The 12,354-nt window shown below is 60.8% G+C and carries 10 protein-coding genes; 2 read left to right on the forward strand and 8 right to left on the reverse strand.

Features of this window, described 5'->3' with window-relative positions; all coding sequences use genetic code 11:
* Window positions 1-11: 11 nt before the first annotated feature.
* The 3 genes from QSV36_RS20840 to QSV36_RS20850 all read right to left on the reverse strand — a co-directional run bounded on the left by QSV36_RS20840 (window position 12) and on the right by QSV36_RS20850 (window position 3,201).
* Window positions 12-1,226: a glycosyltransferase family protein gene (locus QSV36_RS20840; protein WP_289134014.1), complete on the reverse strand. Its 1,215-nt coding sequence runs from the start codon at window positions 1,224-1,226 to the stop codon at window positions 12-14.
* Complete coding sequence (locus tag QSV36_RS20845) at window positions 1,223-2,194, reverse strand: DapH/DapD/GlmU-related protein (RefSeq protein ID WP_289134016.1); 972 nt, start codon at window positions 2,192-2,194, stop codon at window positions 1,223-1,225. The genes QSV36_RS20840 and QSV36_RS20845 overlap by 4 nt, the downstream gene beginning before the upstream one ends.
* A gap of 395 nt (window positions 2,195-2,589) precedes the next feature.
* Entirely contained in the window at window positions 2,590-3,201 is a 612-nt protein-coding gene (locus QSV36_RS20850; protein ID WP_289134017.1) for a TetR/AcrR family transcriptional regulator, read from the reverse strand.
* 334 nt (window positions 3,202-3,535) lie between these two features.
* Between QSV36_RS20850 and QSV36_RS20855 the strand changes: the two genes are divergently transcribed.
* Window positions 3,536-4,003, forward strand: coding sequence for a flavin reductase (locus tag QSV36_RS20855; RefSeq protein ID WP_502945706.1), 468 nt, complete (start codon window positions 3,536-3,538; stop codon window positions 4,001-4,003).
* A gap of 20 nt (window positions 4,004-4,023) precedes the next feature.
* Complete coding sequence (locus QSV36_RS20860) at window positions 4,024-4,581, forward strand: chorismate--pyruvate lyase family protein (protein WP_289134021.1); 558 nt, start codon at window positions 4,024-4,026, stop codon at window positions 4,579-4,581.
* Between the two features lie 38 nt (window positions 4,582-4,619).
* Here the strand turns inward: QSV36_RS20860 and QSV36_RS20865 are convergent, their stop codons facing one another.
* The 5 genes from QSV36_RS20865 to QSV36_RS20885 form a co-directional block, all read right to left on the reverse strand.
* On the reverse strand, window positions 4,620-4,979 hold the full coding sequence (locus QSV36_RS20865; protein ID WP_289134023.1) for an ArsR/SmtB family transcription factor: 360 nt from the start codon (window positions 4,977-4,979) through the stop codon (window positions 4,620-4,622).
* A gap of 413 nt (window positions 4,980-5,392) precedes the next feature.
* Window positions 5,393-6,832: an efflux transporter outer membrane subunit gene (locus QSV36_RS20870; protein WP_289134025.1), complete on the reverse strand. Its 1,440-nt coding sequence runs from the start codon at window positions 6,830-6,832 to the stop codon at window positions 5,393-5,395.
* Between the two features lie 4 nt (window positions 6,833-6,836).
* A complete protein-coding gene (locus QSV36_RS20875) occupies window positions 6,837-9,923 on the reverse strand; it encodes a MexW/MexI family multidrug efflux RND transporter permease subunit (RefSeq protein ID WP_289134027.1) in 3,087 nt (1,028 codons plus the stop codon).
* A 9-nt stretch (window positions 9,924-9,932) separates the two neighbouring features.
* The gene (locus QSV36_RS20880) at window positions 9,933-10,979 is read right to left on the reverse strand and encodes an efflux RND transporter periplasmic adaptor subunit (RefSeq protein ID WP_289134029.1); all 1,047 of its coding nucleotides are present in this window, start codon (window positions 10,977-10,979) and stop codon (window positions 9,933-9,935) included.
* Between the two features lie 179 nt (window positions 10,980-11,158).
* Window positions 11,159-12,310 carry an acyl-CoA dehydrogenase family protein gene (locus QSV36_RS20885; protein WP_289134030.1) on the reverse strand — a complete coding sequence of 384 codons (1,152 nt, stop codon included), beginning with the start codon at window positions 12,308-12,310 and terminating at the stop codon, window positions 11,159-11,161.
* Between the last annotated feature and the right edge of the window lie 44 nt (window positions 12,311-12,354).

A 12,354-nucleotide genomic window follows, 5' to 3' on the forward strand; every position in this document is an offset into this window, starting at 1 on the left:
GATGTTTCCGCTTAGTGCGTCAGGCTGAGGATGCGGCTGGCGGCCCGCTGCGCGCCAAGCCCGTCAGGGGCGGCAACGCGCTGGTGAGCGCCGAAATAGCTCGGGGCATCAGTGTCCTTGTCCAGTTCGGCATCGATCAGCCCGGCAATGGCTGTGGCCTCGCAACCGAGATAGGTCGGGAAGCCGAGGCGTGCCAGGCGGTCGAGGGCTTCGGCCTCGTGGTACTCGGATTTCGACGGCAGCACGAACAGGGTCGGAATGTGCAGTGCAGCGATTTCGGTGACCGTGATCCAGCCTGGCGCCGATACCAGCAGGCTGGCCTCACGCAGCAAACCCATCCAGTCGGGGTAGTAAGGCACGCTGACGAGGCCCTCCCGCGGGGCGATGTCCTGGCGGCCCAACAGCACCATCTTCAGCTCGGGGCGCACGGTGCGCAGCTGTTCGAATGCTTCCAGGTAGGCGTTGAGCAAGTTCTGCTTGCTCTCGGCGAACATGGTGGTGCCGCTGATGGACGCGACGATGAACGGCCCGTCACCCAGGCCGAGGTCGGCCCGCACAGTGGAAGCGTTGGTCTGGGTGAAATCACGAATCATCGGGCCGACAAAGTGCGCCTTGCCATCCATCAGCGCGCTGGCCACCGGTGTGCCGTTATCCATTTCAGGAATGTACGGTTTGTCGGTGAGCACCAGCTGGCTCTGCTCGATCATCCATGAGAACTGCTTGTGCAAGGCGGTGCGTGCACGCTTGAGATCTTCGGCATTGAGTTCGAAACCGCCTTCGCTGAGGTCTTGGTCGGTCAGTTGGCACAGGGTGAAGTCGTACCGCTCAGTGACGAACACAAAGGGCGTGCGACTGAAGATGGCTGCCAGGCAGGCCGCCATGTTGAAGTCGGAGATGACGACCCGAGGCTTGTGTTCTTCGATGATCGCCAGGTATGCCAGCATGCGTTCACTGGACAGGAAGGTGTTGGAAATGTAACCGGCGATGTAGCTACCCCAGTCGAGCTGACGCGACAGATTGCTCTTTTTCGAATAGTCCATCAGTTGTCCGGCAACATCGATTACGTCAATGCCGGAGCTTTCGAACATCGGGGTGAACACATCCTGCAACGAGGCCAGGGCGACCTTCATTTCGAGGTCCGGGTTGTAATTGCGCAGGGCCCGTCCAATCGACAGCACGCGCATGTTATGACCAGAACCGGTAGGGGCGGGGGCGAACAGGATCATGCGACTTCCTCTTTGAGTTGAATGACGCCTTTAACGACAGAATTTGCGGGTACATCGCGGATAACGACGGCGTAGGGTTCCACCCTCACGCCATCGCCGAGGGAAACGGGACCGACGATCAGAGCGCCGGTGCCGATGTCGCAACGCTTGCCGATACGGATCGGCGCGGCCTGCCAGGGCAGTGACCGAAACCGATGATCATGGGATGAGGACACCACGGTGACCTGATCGCCGAGCCGGCTTTCGTCGCCAATGCTGACACCGCCGGCACCTTCGATGACCACCCCGCGCCCGAGCACTGTCCGCTGGCCAAGCGTGATGCCACCGAACTCGTGAATGCCTCCATGGCGGCTGCTGCGGCCGATCAATATGCAGTCCATGCCAACCTGTACCGCAGGGCCACCGGAGAGCTCGGCGTCGATGAGTGAGCGCTCGCCGAAATGCCAGCCATCAAGTTGCGGATTGAGCTGGTGGATACGGTTCAGCGTGCAGGATTCGGGATCGAGAAAGGAGGGCAACCCGTCACGCTGGCGCTTCAGTACTTTCTGCAGGACGGGAGCGGGGTCTGGCCAGCCATCTTCATTTAACTGGCGGCGGGCGATGACCCGGGCGGGCCGGCCAACGACGATGCAGTCCTGCTCGACGTGCCCGGTGACCAGCGCCCCTGCGGCTACCACAGCACCGGCGCCAATGCGAACGCCTGGTGCAAGCGTTGCCCGAGCGCCGATCCAGGCACCTTGGCCGATATGGATCGGGTGTTCGTAGCTACCCCGTGCAATGACCCCTGTGGCCAGCATGCCGCGATCAGCCACGTCCAGGTGTTCTAGCTGGCAGTTGAAGCCGATGAAGCAGCCTTGCCCGAGTACCACGGTTTGCAGCCGGTTGCCGGCGCGGACCCAGGTTGCATCGCCAATGCTGCTATCGGGTGAGACAAGCGTCCCTGTTTCGACAAGCCATGTCGTCTGCATCACACACTCCTTGCGTGTACAGCTTCTGCACCCGCCATTACCTGAGCGAGAGCGTACGTCTGTGTCCTATTGCTGCTTCCTGTCAGCGGCCATCCTGAATGCGCGGGGGAGCAAGCGGCCGCCGAACAGAATTAATGTACTAGTCATTTCGTACTGTTCGCACATCCTAGTACAGACATATTGGCTAAGCAATACGTTTTCTGTGTTGCCTGTTAAAAAAATTGCCGGCCAGAAATGCGCACTAAAAAGGTTTCAAAATCGTTAAAAAATGCAGGATTTGTAGGACAACCAGTATGGGTAGGCGCAGGCGCGCCAGAATGAGACCGGCCACAGGGGGTGGCCGGTATCAAAGAAAATATACGGGAAATGATGGCCAAGTGCTGGCCTAGCAGGCGTCAGTACGCGGTCGGATAGGGGACGATCTTGTCCCAGGTGTCCATCGCATGACTTGCCACTTTTTCCAGTGTGTCGCGTGGCGAACCGTCGCGTGCCACCATTGCCATGCCGCGCTGGACGATGCCGTAGTAATGGGCCAGGCTCTCGCAATCGACATGTGGGCCGATCTCGCGACTGGCCTGGCCAAGGCGCAGGCGATTCTTGAGCATTTCGAACGGCTTGCAGCGCAGCACTTTCAGCCCCACCCGAAGATTGGGCAACGGCGACTTCAGGTCGGTCTGGGTAACGAAGCAACCGTGGGGGCGATCTTCCCGGGTCAGGATTCTCGCCGTTGCCAGCAACACGGCCTGGATCGAATCTTGCGCCCGTTCATGCTTGTACAGCTCGCTCCAGATTTCCTCGCCAACCGTCGACCAGTAGAGCTCCAGGGCTTCGAGAAACAGGTCCTCCTTGGAGCCGAAGGCGGCGTAGAGACTGGGAGACTTGATCTTCATGGCGGTCATCAGCTCGTTCAGCGATGTCCCGTCGTATCCTTTGTCCCAGAACAACAACATGGCCTGGACCAGCGCCTGATGACGATCAAACTCCCGAGGTCTTCCTCGACCACTCATATCTACCTCTCCATTCTCACAGCGGATGGGGCCGTAACCCGAGCGGTTGCGCGCCGTGTTCCGTCATGTCCATTCAAGTAAACCTGGAGCCGGCAAACCTTGTAGCGCGCGGGCTGGCCAGGCATTAACCGAACTGCAACACAAAAAGACTTGAATTGTACTAATACATCCGTACAATCAATGATACGCGCCAGCCTCCAGGGTTCGTCAACCCTGGCTTACAAACAGTCGGAAATGGCGCACATTCATGATTGCCAAAGGTTTTTTCGCACGGATAGCTACCCCCAAACACTGGAGCGTATCAACAATGGATGTTGCCACTTACAGAAATGCCATGGCGCGACTCGGCGGCGCCGTATCGATCATCAGCACGGACGGCCCTGGTGGCCGACACGGTTTCACCGCCTCGGCAGTCTGCAGTGTCACCGATACCCCGCCCATGCTTCTGGTATGCATGAACAAGCAGTCTCGCCAGCGCAGCAGTTTCGAAGAGAACGGTGTGCTGTGCGTAAACGTTCTGCGTGGCGATCAGCAAAGCCTGTCGAGTGTGTTCGCCGACCGCAACCTCGACATGCAGCAGCGGTTTCTCGCCACTCGCTGGACTACCGGCGCTAGCGGCGCACCGCGGATGGACGAGGCGCTGGTGTGTTTCGATTGCCGGATCAGCGAAATTCACAGTGTCGGTAGCCACAGCATCTTCTACTGCGAGGTCCTGGATATCGCCAGTGCCCAGCATCCGGAAGGCCTGATCTATTTTGATCGCGCTTATCACCGGGTTGCCGTGGCCCAGCCCACCGCTTGAGTTGATCGGGAGTACGCGTTATGGACGACCTCTGGACTTCGAGGCCGCTACCCGGCCTTTCCGAAGACCAACGGCACTGGCTATCGGCACCGGGCTCCCTGACCTTGCGCCTGAAAGCGCTGGGGCAGTTCAGCCTGGACCTGGTCGGGCAATCGGTAGCTAGTGCAGAACCAGGTGAAGCATGTGCCTTGGGCATTGCCCAGGGGCAGGCGGTATGGCTCCGCGAAGTGGCGTTGCGCGTCGATGGCGAGGTCATGGTATGCGCACGCAGCCTCACCCCTCTGCAGGCCAGTCAGCCGGCCTGGCCGGAGCTGGCCGGCCTGGGGGATCAGCCACTGGGAAGCATGCTGTACAGCTCGCCAGACATCCATCGGGAAGCTTTCGAGTGCCAACGGCCACAAGCCGAGTCGCCGTTGTCGCGCCTGGCCCGGCAGCTTGGCCAGCCCAGCCGTGGCCTGCTGGCTCGCAGGTCACGCTTCATGCGCAATGGCAAGCCGCTGCTGATTGCAGAATGCTTCGTTCCGCAGTTCTGGGAACTTGTGCAACAAGACAGCGCGCCGTTCAAATTGGCTATCTGAACCGGGCGCGCGCCTTGCGGCGTTGAGCGGGATGCGAATCAGGCTTCTTCCAGGCGCATTTCGTTGTCACGAATGACTTGCGCGGTATATGGATCATTGGCCACGGCTTCGAGCAGCGAAGTCAGCAGGCCCGGGAAACGCGTTTCCAGGTCATCCCGGCGAATCGACAGCAAGTTCTCCCGGCCATAGGGGCGTTGCCAGATCACACCGCTGTCGCGCAAGACGCGCCAGTGGTGGGTCATGGTCGACTTGGACGCACCCTTGAGAATTTGCCCACAAGGGTGCTCTTCACCATCGGAAAGAACCTTCAGTACCGTCAGGCGCAACGGATTGCCAAGTGCTGTCAGGACGTTTTCCAAGCGAATCTGTTCAATGCTGGGATGGTTGGCAGTGTACATGCGATTACCTCAATTGATTTACAGGGACCACCTTGGCCTGCGGCACGATTGCCATCCGGTCCAGCAACTCCCCTGTAGCGATCAGGCGCGCTTCCATCTCGCGCTCTTGGAAATCAGAATCCGAGCCTGGCAGTACCCAGGAGGATGACAATCTCCCCATTACCCTGGGCCATCAGTCGATAGCTGCTCGCAGCCGGGACATGGATAGTTTGTTAGTACGAGCAGTGTGGAACTATATACCAATTTGGCGGGTTTCGTGAGCCGGATGGAATGAACGTGCTATGAAAATGATAAATGCTCAAGGCAGAGGACCTTTTAAAACAACAGGTTGGCGTCCACGCGGGGCGGGTGAGGGCAATTATTTCAAAGTGTGAAGCCGGCACCAGGACTGACCCAGGTGCCGGAAGGTGCGTTCATTGAACGTTCGAAGCGACCGGTTGATAACCACCGCCAAGGGCCGTTACCAGCCCTACCGCCGAGTCGATCTGCTTGCTGCTCAGCAACGCCAGGCGCAGTTCATCCTCGATCAGCTGTTCTTCGATGTTGAGCGAATCGAGAAAGTTGTTTTCGCCGATTTCAAACCGTTCCACGGCCAGGTCGAAGGACGATTGGGCTGTATCGCGAGCGGTGCGCTGCAGGCCGATCTGCCGGTTGACGGCCTGCAGTTCGGTCACCGACGTGGCGACCTGGTGCAACGCCGTGTTCAGGGTGGCGTTGTAGTTGGCAATTGCCATATCCAGGTCGGCATTGCTCTGCTTGAGGCTGGCCCGTAGGCGGCCGGCGTCGAACAGCGGTACTGTCACGGTCGGCGCGATGTTCCAGAAGCGGCTGACCGTGTCGTTGAAACTGTCGCCGGACAGGGCATGCACACCACCCGCGGCACGCAGGTTGATGTTGGGGTAGAAGCGGGTCTTGACCGAGGCCACCGTGCGGGTCTGGGCTTCGACACGCCAGCGGGCCGCAACGATATCCGGGCGCCGCCCCAGCAGTTCCGCTGGCAGGTTTTCAGGCAGTGCCGCGTCATCGCTTTTCAACGGCTTGGGCCGCACGATATCACGAGCAGCGTCGACCCCTGAGCCGAGCAAGGCCGAAAGCTGCAGGCGGGCGATTTCCATGTTGCTGCGAGCACCCAGCAGGCTTGCTTCGGCGCGCGCTACCAGACCATCCACACGCTGCAGCTGGGATTTGTTGTCCAGGCCATTGTTGAAGCGATCACTGGTCAGTCCCTGCAGGCGTCGCAGGCGCTTGAGATCACGTTCGCTCAGGTCCACCACATCCCAGGCATAAGCCAGCTGGTTGTAGGCTTTGACGACATTGGCTGCCAACAGCAAACGCGCTGATTGCAGTTCGACTTCCGCAGCCTTGGCCTGGCTGACCGAGGCCTCCCACGCGCTGCGCTTGCCCCCCCACAGATCGAGGTCGTAGTCGAACGTCACGCCCAGGCTGCGCACTGTGATGTAGCGATTCCCCTGGCCGTCGAAATCTTCGCTGCGCGACAGCCGCGAGCGCGAGACGCCACCCGAGGCGTCGAGCTGCGGGGCTTGGTCCGCGTCGTAATACGCCTGCAAGGCATTGGCCTTGTCAGCCCTGGCCTGCACTTCCTGAAGCCCCGGGTTGTGGTTCCAGGCCTTGGCTACCAGGCCGTCCAGCTGGGCATCACCGTAACGCTGCCACCAGTTGTCAGCCGGCCACGGCGCGGCCGGCAGCCGCGCGTCGGCGAGGGACGCCGAAGGTGCCCCCTCGGGAGTCAGCAAGTGCTGACGATGGTCGATGCCGGCGTAATTCACGCAACCACTCGCGACCATTGCGGCCAGCAGCGGCAGCAGCCGTACATAGCGTGTCTTTTTCAACATGGGATTATCCTCGCGCCGCGGCGTCGATGGCCTGGCTGTCGTCATCCGTGACGGGCAGCGCCTTGGGCTGCCTGGTGGAACTGAGCAAGCTGTAGACCGTTGGCAGGATGAACAGGGTGAACAATGTGCCGATCAACATGCCCACGACAATGACCAGGCCCAGGCCGAAGCGGCTGTTGGCTCCCGCGCCAGTCGCGAAGATCAGCGGTGCGAGCCCCACTACCATGGCGGCGGTGGTCATCAGGATCGGTCGCAGGCGCACTTCGGCCGCATGGCGGATGGCTTCCAGTTTGTCCATGCCGTGGTGCATCTGCAGTTCGTTGGCGAACGCCACCATGAGGATGCCGTGTTTGCTGATCAGGCCGATCAGCGTGATCAGGCCGATCTGGGTATAGATGTTCAGCGAGGTGTAGCCCAGCGCCAGCGGCAACAGTGCCCCACAGATCGACAACGGTACGCTGATCAGAATGATGAACGGATCGATGAAGCTCTCATACTGGACTGCCAGCACCAGGTAGATGATCACCAGGGCGAAGGCGAAGGTCAGCATCAAGGTGTTGCCTTCCTGCACGTATTGCCGGGTGTCGGACTGCCAGTCATAGGTGTAGCCAGCCGGGAACCCTTTGGCCTGCTCGCTGAGGAAGGCCACGGCGTCGCCCAGCGTCACCCCAGGCATCGGAATTGCCTGCAGCGTCGCGGCGTTCTGCTGGTTGAACTGCGGGCGCAGGTTGGGCTCGACCTTCACCTTGATCGTGGCCAGGGTGGACAGTGGTACCAGGTTGCCGTGTTGATCCTTGACGTAGTAGCGGTTGAGCGCCTCGGGGGTCAGGCGGTCCTGCGGCAGCGCTTGCGGAATCACATCATAGGAGCGGCCATGGTAGGCAAAACGGTTGATGTACTTCTCGCCAATCAGGCTGTTGAGGGTCTTGCCGATATCGCTCATGCGGATACCCATGGCGTTGGCCTTCGCCCTGTCGACCTGCACTTCGACCACCGGGTTGTTGAAGTCCAGGTCGCTGTCGACCACCGCGAACAGGCCGCTGCTGCGGGCGCTGCCCTTGAGCTTGTCCATCACCTCGAACAACGACTGGTAGTCCTGATCACTGCGCACGACCATCTGCACCGGAAGGCCGCCCGTGGAACCCGGCAGCGGTGGCATCTGGAAGACGAAGATGCTGGTGCCCTCGATCTGGCTCACCCGCTGCTGGAGCAATGGCTGGATCTGGTTGGCGCTGCGTTCGCGCTGCTGCCAGTCCACAAGGTTGATGCCGCCAACGCTGTTGGAGATACCATCGGTGCCGTTGGCCACCCAATCGCTGTAGCCTTCGGGGAATTCCTGGAACACCTCGTGGAGCTTGCGGGAGAACGCTTCGACGTAGTTGATGTTGGCATGCTGCGGCGCCTTGATGGCGGTCAGCAGGATATTCTGGTCTTCCATCGGTGCCAGTTCGCTCTGCGCCGACTTGTACAGCACCGGCAGGCTGAAAAAGATCATCAAGGCGATGGCCAGGCTGATCCAGCGCCGGGATAGCGACATCCCCAGCAACTTGCCGTAGCGGTCTGCCAGCCAGTTGAAGAACGTTTCTGCCTTGTGCGCCATGTAGCCTTCGCTCGACTTGGCATCGAGCAGGCGGGTACTCATGATCGGAGACAGCGTGAGCGCTACGATACCGGACACCACCACCGAGCCGGCCAGGGTCAGCGCGAACTCCTTGAACAGTGTTCCGGTCAGGCCGCCCATGAGGCCGATCGGGGCATATACCGCAGCTAGGGTGAATGTCATCGCCACCACCGGGCCGGCCACCTCGCGGGCACCAAGCAAAGCCGCCTCGAAGGGTGTCTTGCCCTCCTCGATATGGCGGTGGACGTTCTCCACCACGACGATGGCGTCATCCACCACCAGACCGATGGCCAGCACCATTGCCAGCAGCGTCAGCAGGTTCAGGCTGAAGCCGAACATCTGCATCAGCACGGCGGCACCGAGCATCGACAACGGAATGGTGACCAGGGGAATCAGCACCGTGCGGAAAGTGCCCAGGCACAGGTAGATGACCAGGACCACGATGACCAGCGCTTCGATCAGGGTATGGGTAACCTCGTCGATGGACGACTGGATGAAGTGAGCCACCTCGAACGGGATCTGCACCTTGACGCCTGGCGGCAGGGTCTTCTCGATCTCGGGGATCAGAGCCTTGACCGCATTGACGATGGTCAGCGGGTTGCCAGTGGGCGCCGCATCGAGGCCCAGGAACATGGCCGGGACCGCGCTCATGGCGCCGCTGGTGTCGAACGAGGCTGCGTTGAGCTCGACGGTGCCGACGTCACGCACACGAATGATGTTGCCATTGTCGTTGCGCAGGACCATGTTCTTGAAGTCGTCGACGCTGGTCAGGTCGGTGTTGACCCGCAGGTTGCTGACCACGTACAGGCCCTTGACCTGACCAGGAGCGGCCTGGAAGTTGTTCTCCCTGATCGCGTCAGCCACGTCCTGGCCGGTGATGCCATAGCCCGCCAGCAGATCGGGGTCGAGCCACAGGCGCATGGACAGGGTTTGCCCACCCAGGACATTGATCTTGGCCACGCCATCGATACCCGAGAACATCGGCTCGACCACCCGCGAAATGTAGTCGGCCACCTCGGGCATGGACAGCTGTTCGCTGGAAAACGCCACGTAGGCGACGCTGGTGAAACCGCCCGAGGTACGCTCGATCACAGGGTCATAGGCTTCTTCGGGCAGCTTGTAGCGGATCTGGTTGACCTTGGCCATCACCTCGGTCAAGGCGTTGATCGAGTTACTGTTGAGCTGCATGCGCACGGTCACCAGGCTCTTGCCCTGGGTCGAAGTGGACGACAGGTAGTCGATACCCTCGACCGAGGCCACGGCCTGGCTGATCGGCTGTGTCACGAAACCCTGCATCAGTTCCGACGAGGCGCCTGGATACTGGGTAGTGATGGTGATGGTGGAAGTTTCCAGCATCGGGTACTGACGCACCGGAAGCTTGTTGAAGGCCATGATCCCGAACAGCAGGATCAGCGTGCTGACCACCAGCGCCAGGACCGGCCGGCGCAGGAAAACATCAGTGAAATGCATGGTCGTTCCTCAGCGCTGGACGTTCAGGCGCACGGTGTCGGCTACCGGTTCGATGGCGACACCGTCCTGCAGTTTGATTTGCCCGGAGGTCACCACCTCGTCACCTTCCTGCAGCCCCTTGAGCACCACCGCCAGGCCGTCGCGGCGCTCGCCGATGCTGATGTTCTTGCGCCGCACCTTCTTCAGGCCGTCTTCCGTGTAGGTGACGAACACGCTTTCGCCATAGGCGTTGTAGGTAATCGCGGTCTCGGGAATGACCAGCTCGTCCTTGCCTGGCAGCTGCACTTTCACCTTGGCGTACATGCCGGGGCGCAGTTTGTCCTGATGCTTGTCGAGCAAGGCCTGGACCCGTATGACATGGGAATTGTTGACCTGCGGATCGATGGCGCCGATCACCCCTTCGAACTTCTCATCGCCCCATGCATCGACTGTCACTTCCACATGCTGGCCCTTGACGATACTGGCGCTGTCACGCTCGGAGACGGTGAAGTTGACCCGTAGCCGGTCAAGATCGGTCAGCGTGGCCAGCGGCCGGCCCGCCTGCACATAATCGCCCAGGTGAACCTGGCGGATGCCCAGCTCCCCGGAAAACGGTGCACGGATGGTCTTCTGCGCGATCTGGGCCTGCATGTTCTCGAGGTTGCCTTTGGCGGCATCGAACTGTGCACGGGCGCTGTCCAGTGCCCGCTGGCTCTCGGCCCCATTTCGCGCCAATGTCTGCAGGCGGGTGTAGTGGGTTCTGGCGGCATCGAATTCGCCGCGCAAACGGGTCAGTTCACCCTCTTCGGGCGATGTATTGAGTTTGACCACCACATTGCCGGCCTTGACCTTGTCACCCGAATCAAAGGCCAGTGCGACCACCTGGCCACTGACTTCCGCCGTCAGCAGCACCTGCTGGCTCGCTTCGATCTGGCCGATGGCGACCTGATAATAGGTGTATGGCACCTGCTTGACCTGCGCCAGTGCCGCCGGTACCAGTACGGGGGCAGGCGCCGGCTCTTCTCCATGAGCCATGTAGCGCAGCGTGAAGCCTCCCAGTACGGCAAGTGTCAGCACCGATGCCGTTACCTTTCCGAGATAGTGTTTCGCACGCATGACTTACCCCCTGTCGCCTGGGACGGCGACCACCTGGAAATTCAACATTCAAGAAACTCCAACCTGCATCAGTCCCGGCCCGGCCGGCCTGGCCGGGAGCTGCTCGACTGACTGTCAGTAATGCGCGACCACGGTCGCGATCAATAGATCTTGCTGGTCTGTGCCTTGCCCAGATACAGCTTGCCCAGGCCGAAGAGGTTCAACGGCGAGAGGACAAAATGCTTGGAACCCACATGGATATCGCGAAGGCAGCGTTCCAGTTCGCATGCTTTGTAGACCGCCTTGGAGCCGGTCAGCCCATGCAGTTGGTTCACCGCATTGACGGCGTACTCGTTGAGGAGCGAGGCGGCCAGTGCGACGCGGACGTTGAGGCCATCGCCATCAGCCTGCTGGGCCTGCGTGATGGCATCCTCGAGCAGCAGTTGCGCGGTGTGCAGCTGCGCCAGCACGATACCGGTCTTCTCGCTGGTCAGTGCCGCCACGCCTTCATCGCCCGGCAGGGTGCGTTCGTCACGGAAGTACGCCAGGGCGGCCTTGGCCACGCCGAGCACGGTGCCCATCGCGGCGATCGTGCCGAAGTCGTAGTAACCCACCTTGTAGGCCAGGGAATCACGAGGCGCAGGCGCCTTCTTCAGTGCTTCGGTGTTGACGCAGTAGTGGGCCGGGACCCAGACATTGCTGCATTCGAAATGATTGCTGCCGGTTCCGCGCATGCCCAGTACGTCCCAGGTCTTGATGATGCGGCAGTCGGTGCGTGGTACGAAGAACATGCGCACCTGGGGGGCCGTGCCATCGGCAACTTCCTGGTGGAGTGTTGCCGTGCACACTAGCCAGTCAGCATGTGCCGAACCGCTGGCGAAGCCCCACTTGCCACTGACCCGGTAACCACCGTCGACCGCGATCGCCTCGCCACCCGAATGGATCGCACCGACGACGAAGCCATTGCAGGAACTGTAGATTTCACGAGCCGCCTGCTCTGGCAGGTAATCAGCGAGCCGCCCCATGGCGACCTGCACCATGACCTGCCACGAGACCGAGGCGTCAAGTGCAGCAAGACGCTGGATAATCTGCGAGATGACGCGGATGTCCAACTGCTGGCCACCAAACGCCTTGCTCACGCACAGACGGGAAAAGCCCAGCTTGAACAGCTCGGCCATGACCTCGGGGTGGGTTTCACCTTGCGCTTCGGCGTAATCCCGGTGCCGCAGAATCAGCGGCCGTACCGCTTCGATACGCGCCATCCATTCTTCTGCCTCGGCAGGCAGGTCACGCCACTGCATCAATGTCTTCATGTTCAGCTCCTTGCTGTTAGGGATGAAACCTTGGGTCCGTATCG

Origin of the sequence: Pseudomonas sp. BCRC 81390 (genome assembly GCF_030341915.1) — a bacterium.
Classification (GTDB): Bacteria; Pseudomonadota; Gammaproteobacteria; order Pseudomonadales; family Pseudomonadaceae; genus Aquipseudomonas.

What these genes read in the sequence shown, in the direction of transcription:
- QSV36_RS20850 (WP_289134017.1), bottom strand. Translation starts at nt 3,201, where the DNA reads ATGAGTGGTCGAGGAAGACCTCGGGAGTTTGATCGTCATCAGGCGCTG.
- QSV36_RS20855 (WP_502945706.1), top strand. Translation starts at nt 3,536, where the DNA reads ATGGCGCGACTCGGCGGCGCCGTATCGATCATCAGCACGGACGGCCCT.
- QSV36_RS20845 (WP_289134016.1), bottom strand. Translation starts at nt 2,194, where the DNA reads ATGCAGACGACATGGCTTGTCGAAACAGGGACGCTTGTCTCACCCGAT.
- QSV36_RS20885 (WP_289134030.1), bottom strand. Translation starts at nt 12,310, where the DNA reads ATGAAGACATTGATGCAGTGGCGTGACCTGCCTGCCGAGGCAGAAGAA.
- QSV36_RS20865 (WP_289134023.1), bottom strand. Translation starts at nt 4,979, where the DNA reads ATGTACACTGCCAACCATCCCAGCATTGAACAGATTCGCTTGGAAAAC.
- QSV36_RS20860 (WP_289134021.1), top strand. Translation starts at nt 4,024, where the DNA reads ATGGACGACCTCTGGACTTCGAGGCCGCTACCCGGCCTTTCCGAAGAC.
- QSV36_RS20875 (WP_289134027.1), bottom strand. Translation starts at nt 9,923, where the DNA reads ATGCATTTCACTGATGTTTTCCTGCGCCGGCCGGTCCTGGCGCTGGTG.
- QSV36_RS20870 (WP_289134025.1), bottom strand. Translation starts at nt 6,832, where the DNA reads ATGTTGAAAAAGACACGCTATGTACGGCTGCTGCCGCTGCTGGCCGCA.
- QSV36_RS20840 (WP_289134014.1), bottom strand. Translation starts at nt 1,226, where the DNA reads ATGATCCTGTTCGCCCCCGCCCCTACCGGTTCTGGTCATAACATGCGC.